Origin of the sequence: Oleiharenicola sp. Vm1 (assembly GCF_047777955.1) — a bacterium.
GTDB lineage: Bacteria > Verrucomicrobiota > Verrucomicrobiia > Opitutales > Opitutaceae > Didemnitutus.
In genome coordinates, this window is sequence record NZ_CP180537.1 from 3,797,424 (window position 1) to 3,814,402 (window position 16,979).

Below are 16,979 nucleotides of genomic sequence, written 5' to 3' on the forward strand. Positions count from 1 at the left end.
GGCACGCAGGAAACCTTTTCCCGGCGCCGGCGTCTCACGCCGCATGAAACCGCTCCGCCTGTTTCTCCTCGCCGCCCTGGGTGGCGCCGCCGTCACCACGGCGCGCGCCGACATCGACGTCACGATCTCGGCCGACATCCGCCTCGGTCGCGTCGTCGCCCCGCCGCCGCCGGCCATCGAAGTGGTCGATGTTCCCGCGCCCAAGGGCCCGCCGCCGTGGGCCCGCCACGGCTGGTTCACGCGCGAGCGCGTCTACTATTTCTACCCGGAGGCGGAGGTCTATTACCGGCCGGCCGACCGCATGTGGTTCTACGCCGACCACGGCGCGTGGCGCATGAGCATCGAGCTCCCGACCTGGGTGCGCGTCGACCTCGGCCACAACGTCCAGCTCTCGATGGGCACCGACCGGCCGTTCGAGCGGCACCGCGAGGTGGTCGTCTACTACCCGCGCACCTACTTCACGCACGTCCGCATCAAGGGCCCGCCGCCCGGCCACGCCGAGCCGCGCGGACGCGACCACGACGACGACCACGGTCACGGTCGCGGCAAGGGTCGCGACCGGCACTGAGCCGCGCCGCCGCGGGAAAATCCGAGCCCGCCCGCGCGGCGGGCTCGTTCGTTTGGCCGCCTCACATCTGATCGAGCGCCTGCCGGAGGTCCCAGATCAGGTCGTCGGCGTTCTCGATGCCGATGGAGATGCGCACGAGGTCGTCGGAGACGCCGCTCGCCTGCTTCGCCTCGGGCGTGAGACCCGAGTGCGTCATGGCCGCCGGGTGCTGCGCCAGCGACTCGGTCGAGCCGAGCGACACCGCGAGCTTGATGACCTTGAGCGCGTCGAGGAAGCGGAACGCCTCGGCCTCGCCGCCCTTGACGAAGAGCGAGATGAGCGAGCCCGGCCCCGTCTGCTGCTTCCGGTAGATCGCGTATTCGGGATCGGCGGGCTTCAGCAGGCCGAGGAAGCCCACCGCGCGCACCTTCGGGTGCGTGACGAGGAACTCGGCGCACTTCTGCGCATTCGCCGCCGCGGCCTCGGCGCGGATCTTCAGCGTCTCGAGCGAGCGCGTCAGCAGCCAGGCGGTGTGCGGATTGGGCATGCCGCCGAGGCTGTTGCGCAGGCCCGCCGTGGCCTTGAGCAGCGCAAAGTCGTTCGCCAGCACCACGCCGCCGACGACGTCGGAGTGGCCGCCGATGTATTTCGTCGCGGAGTAGATCACGACGTCGGCGCCGAACTTCGCCGGCTGGCAGAACACCGGGCCGGCGACCGTGTTGTCGACGAGGATGAGCACGCTGCGGCCGTCGGCCGTCCGGTGCGCGGCGGTCGCCTCGCGCATCGCGGCGAGGTCGGTGAGCTTGTTGTTCGGGTTGGCCGGGGTCTCGATGAAGACCGAGCGCGTCTTCGGCCCGAGCAGCTTCTTCGCCTCCTCCACCGCCGTGATGCCGGCGTGGATGAAGTGCGACTTGATGCCGAACTTCGTCAGGAAGCCGCGCATGAACGTCTCCGTGCCGCCGTAGAGCGGGGCGCACACGATCATCTCGTCGCCGGGGTTGTGCGTCGCGAGCAGCGCCGTGCTGATCGCGGCCATGCCGCTCGAGAAGCTCAGCGCGCCGCGCATGCCCTCCCACATCGCCATGCGGTCCTCGAAAATCTCGAGGTTGGGGTTGTTGAAGCGCGAGTAGATCAGACCCGCCTGGTGCTTGCCCGTGGGCGCGCCGCCCTCGCCGCGCATCCAGGCGAAGAATTTCTTGCCGTCCTCCGACTTCTTGAACGCGAACGTCGAGGTGAGGAACACCGGCGGCTTGACGGCGCCCTCGCTGAGGAAGGGATCGAAGCCGAGGCTGAGCGCGAGGGTTTCGGGGTGAAGGCGGGCGGATTCTTCGGGAGTCAGCTTGGACATGGCGCCATGCCATATGACACGGCAACGCGAGGCAAGAACGACCTTCGCCGACCCGCCGCGAGCGAAACGGGGCGAACCGCCACCCCGGCTGGCAGCGGCCGATCGCCCGCCGCGGCGACCGCTGCAGTATGACATGCCCGTCGCGCCGGATGGGCGCCGAATCGCGCTTCCCTCGCCCGGGGCAATTTGGTCCATTGCCCGGCCATGCTCCGCGTCCTCCTCCCGCCCAACCTCGCCAGCGCCGCCCCGCGCAACGCGATTCCCGTGCGGCTGGAGCTCGACCTGAAAACGGAGCCGCCCGCCGCGCTCGTGCCCGGCCTCGCGGTGCTCCAGCGCCTTGGCGTCACGCCGCAGCCGGTCTCCTTTCTCCAGCTCACCCGTGCGCAGCTGCGCGAGCTGCTCACCGCCCTCGTGGGCGAGAAGGTTTTCTACCGCGTCGACCGGCCCGCCGATCCGCTGCCGTGGAACGGCCTCGCGCTGCCCGGCGTGAGCGAGCACCTCGCGGAAAAACCCGCCGCCCCCACCCCGTCCCCGCCTCCGGCCAGAGTCCGTAATACGGACTCTACGTCTGATGCCCCGCTGATCGCGCCGAAACCTAAAGTCCGTATTACGGACTTTGCGGCAACGAAGCCGCTCGCCCCGATGACGGTCGACGGCTCGGAGCACTACCTCGCGATCACGCTCCCCGCGCGCGAGTCGGTGCTCTATGCGCCCGCGCTGGAGTTTCTGCAGACGAACCGCTTCGTCCTCGATCCGCTCACCCGCAAGTGGTGGCTGCGCGACCGCCACAAGGTCCTCAACCTCCTCGCCACGCACGGCGCCGAGCTGCGCGAGCGCTACCGCGCCGAGTTCACGCCCAACTTCGAGCGCAACACCGCGCATCTCCAGACCGCCGCCATCGCCGCGGAGGTGACCGCAAGCGGCGACGACTACGACGTGTCGCTCGGCCTGCGCGCCGGCGCCGCCCCCGAGGCGCAGATCCGCGCGGCGATCTCCACCGGCCGCGGCTACATCGAGAGCGACGGCGCGATCTACCTCGTCGACCGCGCCCGCCTCGCCCAGCTGGAGCAGGCGCAGCGCGCGCTGGCGCAGGAGCCGTCCGCCGCCGCCCTGGGCAAGCGGCGCGTGGCCCGGGCGCGCGTCGCGGAAGTGTCCGACCTGCTCGAACGGATCGCCCCCGGCTTCCAGGCCCCCGCGACCTGGCGCGCGCGCAGCGCCGCGCTGCGAAACCTCTCGACGCTCGCGCCGGCGCCGATTCCCGGCTGGTTCGCCGCCACGTTGCGCCCCTACCAGCAGCTCGGCGTCGCCTGGCTCTGGCATCTCTACCGCCAGCAGCTCGGCGGCATCCTCGCCGACGAGATGGGCCTGGGCAAGACGCCCCAGGCGCTCGCGCTGCTCGCCGCCGCGACCGCGGCCGACGCCCGCGAACCGCGCCCGCACCTCGTCGTCGTGCCCGCCTCGCTGATGGAGAACTGGCGGCGCGAGGCCGCGCGCTTCGCCCCGCGGCTGCGCACCGTCGTGCACCACGGCGCGCAGCGGCTCGCGGAAAGGACTTCGCCGCGCACGACCTCGTGCTCACCTCCTACGGCACGCTCGCGCGCGACGCGGCGCTGTTCGAGAGCGTGGCCTTCGACCTCGTGCTCGCCGACGAGGCCCAGCACCTGAAGAACCGCCGCACGCAGGCGGCGCAGTCGCTGCGCGCGCTGCGCGGCCGCGGACGCTTCCTGCTCACGGGCACGCCGCTGGAGAACTCCCTCGACGACCTGCGCTCGCTCTTCGAGTTTCTCATGCCCGGCTTCGTGCCGAAGCTCCCGCCGGGCCTGAAGCGCGAGGAGCGCTCCTTTCACGACGAACGCCTGCGCGCGCAGACCGCGCCCTACATCCTGCGGCGCACGAAGGGCGCCGTCGCGCCCGAGCTGCCGCCGAAGATCGAGCAGGTCGTCTGGTGCGAGCCGAGCGCGGCGCAGGCGCAGCTCTACCGCCGCCTGCAGGAGGACAGCGAGCGCGCGCTGCTCGACCTCGCCGCGGCGGGCGCCTCGGAGAACCGCCTGCGCCTCGCCACGCTCACGCAGCTGCTGCGCCTGCGGCAGATCTGCTGCGACCCGCGGCTGGTGCAGCCGGCGGCGGCGGCCGACGACTCGGCCAAGCTCGACGCCTTCCGCGAACTGCTCGCCGAGTCGATCGACGAGGGCCACCGCATGCTCGTGTTCTCGCAGTTCACCTCGCTGCTCGACCTGCTGCGCGCGGAGCTCGAGGCGCAGGGCGTGGCGTTCTGCTCCCTCGACGGCGCGATGAGCGCGAAGGCGCGGCAGGCCGAGGTCGACCGCTTCCAGACGAGCGACGACATCCCGGTTTTCCTGATTTCCCTGAAGGCCGGCGGCACCGGCCTCAACCTCACGGCGGCCGACGTCGTCGTCCACTACGACCCGTGGTGGAATCCCGCCGCCGAGGCGCAGGCCACGGACCGCACCCACCGCATCGGCCAGACGAAGGTCGTGACGAGCTACCGCCTGATCTGCGCCGGCACGGTCGAGGAGAAGGTAATGGCCCTGCAGGACGCCAAGCGCGCGCTCCTCGCCGATGTGTTCGAGGCCAGCGACGCCGCGGCGGCCCGGCTGAACCTCGCCGATCTCCGCGAACTGCTGAAATGACCGGCACGGCGCGCCGCGCGGTGAATTTTCCCGGTTGAGCCGTCGTCCCAGCAGGCAATCATCCGCGCCATGCGTCTGACTTTCGCCACCGGAATCGCCCTCGTCCTCCTCTGCGCCGCGCCATCGCGCGCCGCGGACTACGCCCAGGAAATCGCGGAGTGGCGCCGCGCACGCGTCGCGCGGCTCACGGCGCCGGACGGCTGGCTCTCGCTCATCGGCCTGCACTGGCTGCAGGTGGGCGACAACGCCGTCGGCTCGGCCGAGGACAACGCCGTGCGCCTCGCCGCGGGTGCGCCCTATCTCGGCACCGTGCGCCTCGCCGCGGACGGCCAGGCCACCTTCCGCGCCGCGCCGGCCTCGCGCACCGAGGTCGACGGCGTCGCCGCCGGCGAGCACCCGATCGAGCTGCACTACGGCGCCGCCCGGCCCTCGCTCGTCACCGCCGGCACGGTGAGCTTCTTCCTGATCAAGCGCGGCGAGAAGATCGGCCTGCGCGTGCGCGACACCGAGAGCCTGCGCCGCACCGGCTTCGCCGGCCTCGACTATTTCGAGCTCGATCCCAGCTGGCGCATCGAGGCGCAGTGGGTGGCGTTCGACCAGCCGCGGATGATCCCGATCACGAACGTGCTCGGACAGACCTCGCCGATGCCCGCGCCCGGCAAGGCGGTGTTCACGCGCGACGGCCGGACCTTCGAGCTGCTGCCCGTGCTCGAGGGCGCGGGCGAGCCGCTGTTCTTCATCCTCGCCGACGCCACCAGCGGCACCGAGACCTACGAGGCCTCGCGCTTCCTCTACGCCGAGGCGCCGCGCGACGGGAAGGTCATCCTCGACTTCAACCGCGCCGAGAACCCGCCCTGCGCCTTCACGCCCTTCGCCACCTGCCCGCTGCCGCCCAAGGAAAACCGCCTCCCGATCCGCGTCACCGCCGGCGAGAAGGTCTACCGCGGCGAACACCGCTGAGCCTTTCCCCATGAAAACCAAACTGCTGACCCTGCTGCTCGCCTCCGCCCTCGCGCCCCTCGCCCTGCTCGCCGCCGCCACCAAGGGCGCCGAGCCCGCCGTCGTCTCGCACGGCGCGCCCGTCGACCTCGCCGCGCTCGCCGTGCCCGGCAAGACCACCGTCTTCGATTTCACCAGCGAATACTGCCCGCCCTGCCGCGGCTACACCGAGCCGCTGCACCGGCTCCACGCCCAGCGCGACGACGTCGCGGTGGTGAAGATCGACATCAACCGCGCCGGCGTGAAGGGCATCGACTGGAAGTCGCCCGTCGCCGCGCAGTTCAAGCTGCACTCGATCCCGCACTTCAAGGTCTTCGGTCCGGACGGCAAGCTGATCGCGGAGGACGTGATCGAGTTCGGTCCCGACGGCCGCCCGAGCAAGCGCGAGTCCAAGGCCCGCGCGATGGTCGACCGTTGGATCGCCGCCCTGAAGTGAGCGCCGCCGCGCCGTCCGCCCCGGCGGCGCGCCGTTCGCCATTGCCCGCTTGCCGCGCCCGGCGGCGGACCTAGCCTCGCGCGCCATGACCTCCACGCAAGGCCGCGCGCCGGCCATGAGCTTCATCTTCGTCACCATGGTCCTCGCGATCATGGGCATGGGCCTGCTGATTCCGGTGCTGCCCAAGCTCATCGTGGAAATGCAGGGCGGCGACGAGACCGCCGGCGCCCACGCCTACGGCATCATCGTCGCGGTCTACGCCGTGATGCAGTTCATCGGCTCGCCGATCCTCGGCTCGCTCTCGGACCGCTTCGGCCGGCGGCGCATCATCCTCATCGCCACCGCCGGCTCGGCGATCGACTACGTCATCATGGCCAACGCGCCGACGCTGTCGTGGCTCGTCGTCGCCCGCGTCATCGCCGGGTTGACCGCCGGCATCATGGCCACGGCCAACGCCTACATTGCGGACGTGACGCCGCCGGAGAAGCGCGCGGGCGCCTTCGGCCTGCTCGGCAGCGCGTTCGCCATCGGGTTCATCATCGGCCCGCTGCTGGGCGGCCTGCTCGGCGACATCAACCTGCGCCTGCCCTTCTGGGTCGCCGCTGCGTGCGCGGCGGTGAACTGGGTGTTCGGTTTCTTCGTCCTGCCGGAGTCGCTGAAGCCGGAAAACCGCCGCACGTTCTCCTGGGCGCGCGCGAACCCCGTCGGCGCCGTCCTCGCCCTGCGCCGCTTCCCGGCCGTGCTCTCCCTCGCCGAGAGCTACTTCCTGCTCATGCTCGCCCAGATGATGCTCTTCAGCACGTGGACGCTCTACGCGCTGCACCGCTACGCCTGGTCGATGAAGATGGTCGGCCTCTCGCTCTTCTCCTCCGGCGTGTGCATGGGCCTCGTCCAGGCGCTGCTGGTCCGCAAGATCGTGCCGAAGCTCGGCGACACGCGCGCGGTGGTCGTGGGCATGATGATCTCGTTCGTCGCCCAGATTTGCTACGGCTTCGCCGCCCAGGGCTGGATGATCTTCGCCATCATCGTCCTCGGGTCGCTGGCCGGCATTTCGGGTCCCGCCCTCCAGTCCTTCATCACCAAGCACGTGCCGGGCAACGAACAGGGCGCCGTGCAAGGCGTGCTGATGGGGCTGCAGAGCCTCGCCGGCATCCCCGCGCCGCTCATCGCCACCTGGAGCTTCGGCTGGGCGATCTCGAAGGACGGCGCCGTGCACCTGCCGTGGATTCTGTCCCGCGCCGACGGCGTCGCCACCTGGCTGGCGCAGCACTTCCTGCCCCGCCACCCGGGCATCGCCTTCTTCGAGGCCGCCGCGCTCGTGCTGTGCGCGCTCGTCCTCGCGATCCGCTCCTTCCGCAAGGACCACGAACCCATCCTGCACCCGGCGCCGGGGGCCTGACCGCGCGCGCAGGTCCCGCCGTCCCGTCGCGCCACGCCTGCCCCACGTGCCGGCGAGGATGAAATCCTGGACGCACCCGCGGCCGCTCTTGTCGGCCATCCGCGGCCGTTGGCCGCGACCGCCTTCCCGCGCCGCCCGTCGTCGGCTCACTGACGCCATGCGCCTCCTCCCCTCCTCCTCACCGGCCTCGCCCTCGCGGTCTCCGCGGCCGCGCAGACGCCGCCCGCGCCCGCGAAACAGGATCCGGCCCTGCTCGCCGAATTGAACGCGCAGATCTGGGTCCCGTTCCACGAGGCCTACCGCGACGGCAGCGCGGAGAAATACCTCGCGCTGCACCGTCCCGAGTTCATCCGCGGCGAAGGGACCCTGAAGATCGTGCGCACGCTCGACGAATACGCCGCCGGCGTCCGCCGCTCCTTCGCGATCTGGAAGGAGCGCGGCCTGAAGATCGACCTGCAGTTCCGCTTCCTCGAGCGCATCGTCAAGGAGGCGCAGGCCTCCGAGCGCGGCATCTACCGCTTCACCGTCATCCATCCCGACGGCAAGACGGAGCGGTTCTACGGGCAATTCCACACCTTCGCGCGGAAGGTCGACGGACGCTGGCAGCTGGTCGTCGACTACGACTCCGACGAGGGCGGCCGCGTCGACGCCGCCCGATACGAGGCCGCGGCCGCGGTCGACGACTTCAGCCGGTTCTGACGCGCGCGGCGCTGTCGGGCCACGCGCCGCTCGCGCCGCGGTCAACTTCCGGGTCACTTCAGCCAAGGTTTGCGCAGGGCCGGCTCTTGACCCGACCGTGAAGTTGCGCAGTCTCTGGCTCGCGCCCGAGACGCTTACCGGGACCGTGCGAAAGAACGCGACCCCGGCGGACCAAGCGCCCCGTCATCGACGCAAGAGCTTCAACCCCGCTTGCCCACCATGACTTGGAAAATCGAGATCACGGAACCACACAGCGGTGAACTCGGGGAGGCGATCGAGCACGCCGACCACGAGTTCGCCATGGAAGAATACTCCTACGTAAAGGGACAGCAGCTCGAGGTGTTCGTCCACAGCGCCGATCACGGCCCGTGGCACATCTTCACCGACCTGGACTCCGGCCACCGCTTCAAGATCCCGCCGGAGCGCTACCGCAAGGTCGCCGAGGTGCAGACCGCCTGAGCGGAGCGCCTCTTTTTCTTTCGGCTCACGGTTTCCGCCACCCTCGCCGCGTCCGCGCGGAGTCGGTGGCGGTTTTCGTTGGGGAGGGCGACTTCCGCCGCGCCGGTCCGACTTCCGCCCCCCCAAACGAACAGGGCGGGCTCCACGCTGCCCGCCCTGTCGTTTGGTGCGCAGTTACACTGCGCTCAAATTTCCTCCCGTCAAAGTCGATCCCCCAGCCCCATCGGGGTGCAGTCCTGAAAGCGGAGCGTAGGGGAGCGGTCTGACATTGCGCACATCATAGCGCATCGCGGCGCCGCGCGCCTCGCATCGGTTGGTGAACACCCCGCGCCAATTGGCTGTGCAATTCTTGCGAACGGCGCGCCGGCGAGAAATCCCGCTACTTCCGCGCCTCACGCCGGCGGCCTGGGCTGGCGCGCGCCGAACTCCGCGTAGGCGGCCACGTCGGCCAGCATCGCCTCGATCGTCGCGGCGAGCGGCTCCAGCCGCACCAGGCCCGAGAAGACCGCGCGGTCGCCGATCGCATCCTCGAGCACGAAGGTCGGGCGCTGGCTCACGCCGAGGGCGAAAAATTCCGCCGTCGTCGCCTGCATGCGCGCCGCGACCTCCGTGGATTGCGCGCGCTCGCGCAGCCGCGCCGCGTCGAGCCCGCCCGCGCGCGCGGCGATCTCCACCGCGACGTCGAGCCGGCCGACCGGGCGGCCCTCGCGATACGCCGCCTGTGCGAGCGCGCCGCGCACCTCGTCGCCAGCGACGCCGAGATCGCGCGCCGCCTCGGCCACCGCGCTCGCGGCCGGATAGCCGGAGGGGAGCGGCCACTCGTAGTAGCGGGAATCGGGCACGAAGTCCGAGCGCAGCACCGACGCGCTGCGCCGGAGGAACCAGTCGTATTGCGCGTGGCTGGTCGGAAAGTCCTCGGCCTTCATCAGCGCCGTCTTCCACTGGAACGCGGCGCGCCCCGCGTAGCGTCGCTTCAGCTCCGCCCACGTCGGCTCGGCCCAGAAGCACCACGACGACGTCACTTCGAGGTAATAGGTGATTTTCACGGCGCGCAGCGTTGCCCGGCCATCCCGCCGGTCAACGCCGCACCCGGCGCGCGACCGCCACAGCGGCGCACGTCGCGGGCATAACGCCGGTCGCGCCGCGTGCGCTTTTGCTCAAGCCGGCCTTCGCGCGCGCCGATAAGGGGAGACCCTTGTCCGATTCTCCCCCGCGTCCGAATCCCGTGATGCCGTGGCTGTGCTCGCTTGTCGCCGGCGCGGCGGGGCTGGGCATTAACCAGTTCGGCCTGTCGATTTTCGGGGGCACCGAGATCATCTTCGGCGGCTGGCTGCCGCTGGCCGTCACCTACGCGTTCGGCGCCGGGCCCGGCCTGCTGGCGGCCGTGATCGCGTTCGGCCTGACGCCGGTCTCGTGGGGTCATCCGTGGGGGCTAGTGTGCTACGGCCTCGAGCCCCTCTTCATCGGCCTGCTCGCGGCTCGGCTCGGCGGGCGCGTTCGCGCCAGCCTGATCTATTGGGCGGTGATCGGGACGCCTCTGGTGGCCTTCGGCATCTTCCGCTGCACCGACATTCCCTTCCCCAGCAACTGGGCGATCGTGGCGAAATATCCGGCGAACAGTCTGCTCATGCTCATGATCGCCGTGCCGGTTTACCAGAGCCCCTGGAGCCGGCGCTGGCTGGGCCCGGCCGACAGCGAGGCCGCCACGCCGCTGCAGCGCGTGCTGTTCCGGCGCTTCGGCCTCATCACCGTGCTCACCATCGCGGCGCTCGCCATCACGGTCGGCCGCAACTTTGACCAGACCCTGCGCCAGGTGGCGGAGGAGGGCTCCGGCGCGATGCCGTCGAGGCGGCGCGCGACATCGGCAACGACATCGCGGCCCACCGGGAGGCGCTGGCCCTCGCGGTCCGACAGAGCCGCGCCACCGACACCGACGCCGACCTCGCGGCGCGCCTCGAATCCGTGCGCCAGCAATACCGCGGCTTCCTCACGCTTCTGGCGGCCGACCGGCGGGGTGAGATCGTCGCCGCCGCCCCCGCCGCCAGCGCGACGGGCGAGCCCCTCGCCCGCAGCGGCATCTCCGTCGCCGACCGCGCCTACTTCCGCCAGCCGATGCAGGACAGACGGCCGTTCACGAGCGAGGTCTTCCGGGGCGCGGCTTTGGCGACGACCTGATCATCGCCCTCAGCCAGTCCGTGCCGGACGAGACCGGGCGCCCGGCGCTGCTGCTCGAGGGCTCGCTCAACCTGCGCCAGCTCTTGGAAATCACCCCGCATCCCGGCTACCTCAGCGGCCGCAGCCTGCTGCTGCTCGATCACACCGGCCGGGTCGTCGCCGGCAACGGCATCCTCCGCCACCCGGTGCTCACCGACTTGAGCCAGAACCCGCTCGTGATCGCCGGCCGCGAGGCCGAGCGGCCCACCTACACGCTTGATCTCCCTCGCCCGCGCATGCCCGCGAGCGCTTCTTCGTCGCCCACGCCGTCATCCCCAACCTGGGCTGGCACGTCTACCTCGCCGAGCCGATCTGGACCACCCAGCGCCTCATCGCCACCTTCTACCTCGCCACCATGGCCGCCGCGGCCTTCGCCGTCAGCATCGCGCTGCTGCTCGCGCGCAGCACCGCCGCGGAGGTGACGCGCCCGCTCAACCGGGTCGTCGCCTCGATCCAGGCCCTTTCCCGCCAGGAAACCGAGGCGCCCTTCCCCGCCGAGATTCCCGCCGCCGCGCGCGAGCTCAACGAGCTCGGCCACGCCGCCCACGAAGCCGCCCTCCTGCTCAGCCGCGCCAACCGCGAGCTGGCCGTCTCCCTCGCCGAGCAGAACAAGACCCACCAGCAGCTGCGGCAGGTCCTGCTCCACCTCGACGACAAGGTCCGGCAACGCACCGAGCAGCTGGAGGAGGCGCGGCGCCACGCCGAGTCCGCCAACCGCGCCAAAAGCGAGTTCATCGCCAGCACCAGCCACGAGCTCCGCACCCCGCTCAACGTCATCCTCGGCATGGCCGAGGTCCTGCTCGAGCGCACGCTCGGCGAACTCAACCCGCGCCAGCACGAAAGCGTCGCCGCCATCGAGGAGAGCGGCCGCCACCTCCTCGCCCTCATCAACGACATCCTCGACCTCTCCAAGATCGAGGCCGGCAAACTCGAGCTCGACATCCACGAGACCGACGTCCGCGCCACCTGCGAGGCCAGCCTCCGCCTCGTGCGCACCACCGCACAGCACAAACGGCACACGCTCGAGTTCGACTGCCCGCCCGACGTCCCGCTGATCGGCGCCGACGGCCGGCGGCTGAAACAGATCCTCGTCAACCTGCTCTCCAACGCGGTGAAGTTCACCCCCGACGGCGGCCGCGTGCGCCTGGAGGTGGTCCCGGCGACCGCGCCGGCGGAGATCCATTTCCGCGTCGTCGACACCGGCATCGGCATCTCTGCGGAGGAGCAGGTCCGGCTCTTCCAGCCGTTCCACCAGATCGACGGTGCCCTCAACCGCCGGCACAGCGGCACCGGCCTCGGCCTCGTGCTCGCCCGCCGCATGGCCGAGCTGCACGGGGCCGGATCACCCTCGAAAGTGCGCCGGGACGGGGCAGCTGCTTCACCGTCGCCATCCCGCTGCGCGCCGCCGCCCCGCCCGCACCGCTCGCTCCGACGCTCGCGCCGGCCTCGGACTACGTCGCCCCCGCCGGCTCCCACGTGCTCATCGCCGAGGATAACGAAACCAACGTGCTCATCTATCAGCGCAGCCCGGTGCTCCGCCACTGCCGCTTCACCCTCGCCCGCGACGGCCAGCAAGCCATCGCCGCCGCCCTCGCCGACCGCCCCGACCTCATCCTGATGGACGTGCAGATGCCCGTGCTCGACGGCCTCACCGCCACCCGCCGGCTCCGCGCCGACGCGCGCACCGCCCGCATCCCGATCATCGTCATCACCGCCCTCGCCATGCCGGACGACCGCACCCGCTGCCTCGAGGCCGGCGCCACCTCCTACCTCAGCAAACCCGTCAACCTCCGCGAGCTCGCGCGCCACGTCGCCGAGGCCCTCGCCCGACCTGTCCCGTCATGAACCGCCCCGCCACCGTTCTCGTCGTCGACGACGAGCCGCGCGCCCTCGCGCTCCTGCGCAACGTCATCGAACCCGAGGGTCACGGCATCCTCACCGCCCAGGACGGCGCCGCCGCCCTCGCCCTCGCCACGCGGGAGCGCCCCGACGTCATCCTCCTCGACGTGATGATGCCCGGCCAGGACGGCTTCGAGGTCTGCCGCCGGCTCCGCGCCACGCCGGAGCTCGCGACCGTGCCGATCCTCCTCCTCACCGCGCTCGACGACCGCGAGTCGCGCCTCCGCGGCCTCGAAGCCGGCGCCGACGACTTCCTGACCAAGCCCTTCGACGCCGTCGAGCTGCGCCTCCGGCTCCGCACGATCCTCCGGCTCAACCGCTATCGCCGCCTCTACGAGGAATCCTCCCGCTACGAGGCGGCCATCCGCCATTCCGCGGAGGGCATCGTGCTGGCCGAGCTCGACGGCACGATCGTGCTGCGCAACGCCGCCTTCGAGCGCCTGGTGGAGCCGGCCCATCGCCAGCTGCCCAACTTCTTCGACTATTTCGATTCCGCCGACGCCGTCCGCCTGCACCCGCACCGCGGCCCCAGCGCGGTCCTCCGCGCCACCGAGCTCCCGCTGCGCTACGGCTACGCGGCGCCCACCACGGTCGAGATCACCGCCGACCTCGTCCCGTGGGAACGCCGCACTGTCGCCCAGTTCCACCTCCGCGACCTCACGGAGAAAAAGAGCCTCGAGTCCCAGCTGCTCCGCTCGCAGCGCATCGAGTTGCTGGGCCAGCTCTCGGGCAGCGTGGTGCACGACATGAACAACATCCTCGCCGCGATCGGCGGCAGCGCGGGCCTGATCGAGCTCGATCCCACCCACGCCAACACCCCGCGCCACCTCACCAACATCCGCACGGCGGTCCAGCGCGGCGCCGCCATGCTGCGCCAGCTCCTGCTCTTCGCCCGCGGCAGCGACGGCCCGCTCGAGCACCTGCACCCGGGTGAGATCGCCGGCGAGGTCGCCGCGCTCGTCCGCGAGTCCTTCGGCGGCTCCTACGTCGTCACGTTCCAGACCGAGCCCGACCTGCCGGCCATCGCCGGCGACGTGACGCAGATCCACCAGGTCCTGATGAATCTCTGCGTCAACGCCCGCGACGCGATGCCCGACGGCGGCGACCTGGAGATCCGCGTCCACCGCCGGGTCGTCCCGCCCGCCGCGACGGCCGCCCTCGGCCCCGACGCGCGCGCCGGGGATTACGTCGTCCTCACCGTCCGCGACCAAGGCAGCGGCATCCCGGCACACGTGCAGGCGCGGCTCTTCGACCCGTTCTTTACCACCAAGCCCAAGGGCAAGGGCACCGGCCTCGGCCTCGCGACCGTCCTGCGCCTGATGCGCCGCCACGGCGGCTTCGTGGCCCTCGAGACGGAGGTCGGCCGCGGCACGGCCTTCCACTGCCACTTCCCGCCCGCCGCCGTTTCCGCCTAAAGTTGGGGCCGGACGCGTCGATGCCTAGGGGGATTCCCGGTCCCTCTCCTCCTCTTCGCGCCCATGAAAAACGCGGCCATCCTCGTTGTCGACGACGACTCCCTGACCCGTGACATGCTGGAGGCGTGGTGCGTCCATTTCGGGGCCCACTGCGTCACCGCCGCCTCGACGACCGAGGCCGATGCCGCGCTCGCGCGCGACACCTTCGATGTGATCCTCTGTGACGTCCATCTGCCCGGCAACCAGCGGCTCGGCTGGGTGCGCGCCCTCGTCGCGCGTCCCGAGGCTCCGGCGGTCGTCATGATCACCGGCAACCCCGAGCTGGAGTCGACCCTCGGCGCCGCCAATCTGCCGATCGCCGGCTACCTGGTGAAGCCGCTCGATTTCACCGTGCTCGGCGACCTGCTCGGCCGCCTCATCATCGAGCAACGCCAGCGCGGCGAGCTGCGCGCGCTGTCCCAGGAGGCCGCCCGCCTCCTGGCCGCGCCCGACCTCGAGCCGGCCGGCGGCCGCGACTCGCTGCGCGAACGCCTGCTCCACCTGACGAGCTGCCTCTCGAGCGAGGTCCGGCGCCCGGCGCGCGCCGCAGGCTTCGACCCCGCCGCCGACGCGCCGCTGCGCTCCGCCATCCTCGACACGATCACCGTCCTCGAGCGGACCAAGCGCAGCTTCCGCTCCAAGGAGCTGGGCGAACTGCGCGCGCGTCTCCAGCGCATGCTGCTGGCCGAAACCGCCGCCTAGGCCGGGGCGGCCGGATTTTTTCCATTTCGCGCTAAAGTCCCGGCGCGAACGCCCGATTTTCCCCCGCACGTTGCGGTGTATCCTCGCGATACGACCGCCTTTTTCGGACCGGCCGAGGCCGGTAAGCGAAGGAGCAACGTCTGCCTGGATCGCGTGCCGATCCGGCGACCGTCCCCTTATGTCCGCTTCCGAAAATCTTCTCCTTCCGGCCGACGTGCCCGCCACGAACGCCCCTGCCCCGCTCGACGCGCGCCGCACCGACCCGGTCCGCGTGCGCCAGCTCTGCCCCGCCGGCGTGACCCCGGGCCTCCCGTGGCGCAACGGCGTCGTGCCGCTCGCCGCCTACGTCATCTACACCCCGACCCACGCGCTCGCCGCCGGCTCCTACTCCCTGCCCGCCCTCGGATGAAGATCAGCACCAAGATCATCCTGGCCGTGGTCGCCACCGTCGTGACGGTTTCCGCGGGCAGCACCACCACCGTCTATCTCCTCGCCAAGGCCAACCGCATCGACGCCCTGCACGAGCAGATGAACGTCGTCCTCCGCCAGGCCCACACCATGGCGCAGAACATGGACCGCATGCACCGCTCCCACTCCTTCGACCTCGCCGGCCTCGTCGCCGCCGCCCGGGCCGAGAGCGGCGGCCGGCCCATTCGCGAGACCTACCGCTCCTCCGCCCTCTACAACGCCATCCCGATCGTCGCCTCCTGGCAGGCCGCGGCCGAATCGGCCAAGCAGCAGGGCTTCGAGTTCTACACGCCATCCCGGCCGGACATCCCCGCCCGCAACCCCAGGAACGACACCGGCGCGCAATACGCCGAGGCGTTCCGGGCCTTCGCCGCCGGCCAGGAGGAGTATTTCATCCAGGACCGCGCCGCGAACGTGCTGCTCCTCGCCCGCCCGGTCCGCCTCAGCGAAAGCTGCCTCGCCTGCCACGGCGACCCGGCCCGCAGCCCCAGCCACGACGGCAAGGACGTGCTCGGCTTCGCGATGGAGAACATGAAGCTCGGCGACATCAAGGGCGCCTTCGTGCTCAAGGCGCCGCTCACCGACGACGCCGTCATCACCCGCACCATGAAGAGCATGACGCTCGTCAGCTTCATCCTGCTCGGCGGCGCGCTCGGCTGCTTCCATTTCTTCAACCTCCGCGTTATCAACCGCCCGCTCGACGCCGCCATCGACCACCTCAACGCCGCCAGCACGCAGACCGCGGACGCCGCCACCCAGATCGCCTGCTCCAGCCAGTCGCTCGCCGACGGCTCCACCCAGCAGGCCGCCTCGCTCGAGGAGACCGCCGCCTCCCTCGAGGAGATGTCCTCCATGACCAAGCGCAATGCCGAGAACGCCGACCGCGTCCGCAAGGCCGCGGCGCAGGCCCGCGTCTCCGCCGAGGGCGGCGCCCGCCAGATGCAGCTGATGCAGGAATCGACCGGCGCCATCCAGGCGGCGAGCGCCGACATCGCGAAGATCCTCAAGACGATCGACGAGATCGCCTTCCAGACCAACCTCCTCGCGCTCAACGCCGCGGTCGAGGCCGCCCGCGCCGGCGAGCACGGCGCCGGCTTCGCCGTCGTCGCCGAGGAGGTCCGCGCCCTCGCCCAGCGCTCCGCCACCGCCGCCAAGGAGACCGCCGCCAAGATCGAGGACTCCGTCGCCAAGACCCGGCAGGGCGTCGCCATCACCGCCGACGCCGCGCGCAGCTTCGCCAACATCCGGCAGGACATCCAGAACCTCGACCAGCTCGTCGCCGAGATCGCCACGGCCGCCGACGAGCAGAGCCAGGGCATCCATCAGGTCTCCCTCGCCGTCTCGCAGATGGACACGGTCACGCAATCCAACGCCGCCACCGCCGAGGAAAGCGCCGCTGCCGCCGAGGAGCTGAGCGCCCAGTCGCTCGCGCTCAAGCACGCCGTCGCCGAACTCCAAGTGCTGGTCGACGGCATCGCCACCGCGCCTGCCGAGGCCGCGTCCCGTCCCGCCGCGGCCCCCGCGCCCGCCGCCCCTTCCTCTCCACGATGGTCACCTCCCGTGCGGCCCACCGGCCCGTGCCCGTCACCGCGGCGGCGCGGGCCGGCCAGACGGGTTCGTCTTTCCGCGATTCCTGACCGCGCCCCGGGAACGGCCGGTCAACCCACGCGGCGGCGGGCGCAAGCCTGCCGCCGCGTTTTCTTG

17 protein-coding genes and 2 pseudogenes are annotated in these 16,979 nt (G+C 71.2%); 16 read left to right on the forward strand and 3 right to left on the reverse strand.

The features are described 5' to 3' along the window. The first annotated feature begins 43 nt into the window (after positions 1 to 43). Positions 44 to 568, forward strand: coding sequence for a hypothetical protein (locus tag ACMYLB_RS18310; RefSeq protein WP_415908382.1), 525 nt, complete (start codon positions 44 to 46; stop codon positions 566 to 568). 61 nt (positions 569 to 629) lie between these two features. Here ACMYLB_RS18310 and ACMYLB_RS18315 read toward each other — a convergent pair whose 3' ends face one another. After that, positions 630 to 1,895 (reverse strand): cystathionine gamma-synthase family protein, encoded by a 1,266-nt coding sequence (locus ACMYLB_RS18315; protein ID WP_415908383.1) that lies wholly within the window; start codon positions 1,893 to 1,895, stop codon positions 630 to 632. 642 nt (positions 1,896 to 2,537) lie between these two features. Here ACMYLB_RS18315 and ACMYLB_RS18320 point away from each other — a divergent pair. The 7 genes and pseudogenes from ACMYLB_RS18320 to ACMYLB_RS18350 all read left to right on the forward strand — a co-directional run. After that, positions 2,538 to 3,946, forward strand: a pseudogene (locus ACMYLB_RS18320) (DEAD/DEAH box helicase); the annotation flags it as partial. Between the two features lie 147 nt (positions 3,947 to 4,093). Beyond that, positions 4,094 to 4,546, forward strand: coding sequence for a DEAD/DEAH box helicase (locus ACMYLB_RS18325; protein ID WP_415911116.1), 453 nt, complete (start codon positions 4,094 to 4,096; stop codon positions 4,544 to 4,546). Between the two features lie 69 nt (positions 4,547 to 4,615). After that, complete coding sequence (locus ACMYLB_RS18330) at positions 4,616 to 5,506, forward strand: DUF1684 domain-containing protein (protein WP_415908384.1); 891 nt, start codon at positions 4,616 to 4,618, stop codon at positions 5,504 to 5,506. Between the two features lie 10 nt (positions 5,507 to 5,516). After that, on the forward strand, positions 5,517 to 5,981 hold the full coding sequence (locus ACMYLB_RS18335) for a TlpA family protein disulfide reductase (RefSeq protein ID WP_415908385.1): 465 nt from the start codon (positions 5,517 to 5,519) through the stop codon (positions 5,979 to 5,981). 85 nt (positions 5,982 to 6,066) lie between these two features. Next, on the forward strand, positions 6,067 to 7,380 hold the full coding sequence (locus ACMYLB_RS18340; RefSeq protein ID WP_415908386.1) for a TCR/Tet family MFS transporter: 1,314 nt from the start codon (positions 6,067 to 6,069) through the stop codon (positions 7,378 to 7,380). Positions 7,381 to 7,641: 261 nt separating this feature from the next. Beyond that, positions 7,642 to 8,079, forward strand: coding sequence for a YybH family protein (locus ACMYLB_RS18345; RefSeq protein WP_415908387.1), 438 nt, complete (start codon positions 7,642 to 7,644; stop codon positions 8,077 to 8,079). Between the two features lie 219 nt (positions 8,080 to 8,298). Beyond that, complete coding sequence (locus tag ACMYLB_RS18350; RefSeq protein ID WP_415908388.1) at positions 8,299 to 8,538, forward strand: hypothetical protein; 240 nt, start codon at positions 8,299 to 8,301, stop codon at positions 8,536 to 8,538. A gap of 392 nt (positions 8,539 to 8,930) precedes the next feature. Here the strand turns inward: ACMYLB_RS18350 and ACMYLB_RS18355 are convergent, their stop codons facing one another. Continuing rightward, positions 8,931 to 9,584, reverse strand: a complete 654-nt coding sequence (locus tag ACMYLB_RS18355; protein ID WP_415908389.1) for a DsbA family oxidoreductase — start codon at positions 9,582 to 9,584, stop codon at positions 8,931 to 8,933. 604 nt (positions 9,585 to 10,188) lie between these two features. Then, positions 10,189 to 10,512 carry a hypothetical protein gene (locus ACMYLB_RS18360; protein ID WP_415908390.1) on the reverse strand — a complete coding sequence of 108 codons (324 nt, stop codon included), beginning with the start codon at positions 10,510 to 10,512 and terminating at the stop codon, positions 10,189 to 10,191. Here ACMYLB_RS18360 and ACMYLB_RS18365 point away from each other — a divergent pair. The 8 genes and pseudogenes from ACMYLB_RS18365 to ACMYLB_RS18400 all read left to right on the forward strand — a co-directional run. Beyond that, positions 10,501 to 10,713 carry a hypothetical protein gene (locus ACMYLB_RS18365; protein WP_415908391.1) on the forward strand — a complete coding sequence of 71 codons (213 nt, stop codon included), beginning with the start codon at positions 10,501 to 10,503 and terminating at the stop codon, positions 10,711 to 10,713. The two genes, ACMYLB_RS18360 and ACMYLB_RS18365, sit on opposite strands and share 12 nt — an antisense overlap. A 20-nt stretch (positions 10,714 to 10,733) precedes the next feature. Then, positions 10,734 to 11,174 carry a hypothetical protein gene (locus tag ACMYLB_RS18370; RefSeq protein WP_415908392.1) on the forward strand — a complete coding sequence of 147 codons (441 nt, stop codon included), beginning with the start codon at positions 10,734 to 10,736 and terminating at the stop codon, positions 11,172 to 11,174. Further along, positions 11,108 to 12,370, forward strand: a complete 1,263-nt coding sequence (locus ACMYLB_RS18375; RefSeq protein ID WP_415908393.1) for a sensor histidine kinase — start codon at positions 11,108 to 11,110, stop codon at positions 12,368 to 12,370. Before ACMYLB_RS18370 ends, ACMYLB_RS18375 begins: the two co-directional genes overlap by 67 nt. Then, entirely contained in the window at positions 12,283 to 12,597 is a 315-nt protein-coding gene (locus ACMYLB_RS18380; RefSeq protein WP_415908394.1) for a response regulator, read from the forward strand. Before ACMYLB_RS18375 ends, ACMYLB_RS18380 begins: the two co-directional genes overlap by 88 nt. After that, a complete protein-coding gene (locus ACMYLB_RS18385; RefSeq protein ID WP_415908395.1) occupies positions 12,594 to 14,066 on the forward strand; it encodes a response regulator in 1,473 nt (490 codons plus the stop codon). The genes ACMYLB_RS18380 and ACMYLB_RS18385 overlap by 4 nt, the downstream gene beginning before the upstream one ends. A gap of 63 nt (positions 14,067 to 14,129) precedes the next feature. Next, complete coding sequence (locus tag ACMYLB_RS18390; RefSeq protein ID WP_415908396.1) at positions 14,130 to 14,807, forward strand: response regulator; 678 nt, start codon at positions 14,130 to 14,132, stop codon at positions 14,805 to 14,807. A 178-nt stretch (positions 14,808 to 14,985) separates the two neighbouring features. Continuing rightward, positions 14,986 to 15,216, forward strand: a complete 231-nt coding sequence (locus ACMYLB_RS18395) for a hypothetical protein (protein ID WP_415908397.1) — start codon at positions 14,986 to 14,988, stop codon at positions 15,214 to 15,216. A 170-nt stretch (positions 15,217 to 15,386) separates the two neighbouring features. Then, a pseudogene (locus ACMYLB_RS18400) lies at positions 15,387 to 16,577 on the forward strand (methyl-accepting chemotaxis protein); the annotation flags it as partial. Positions 16,578 to 16,979 lie beyond the last annotated feature (402 nt).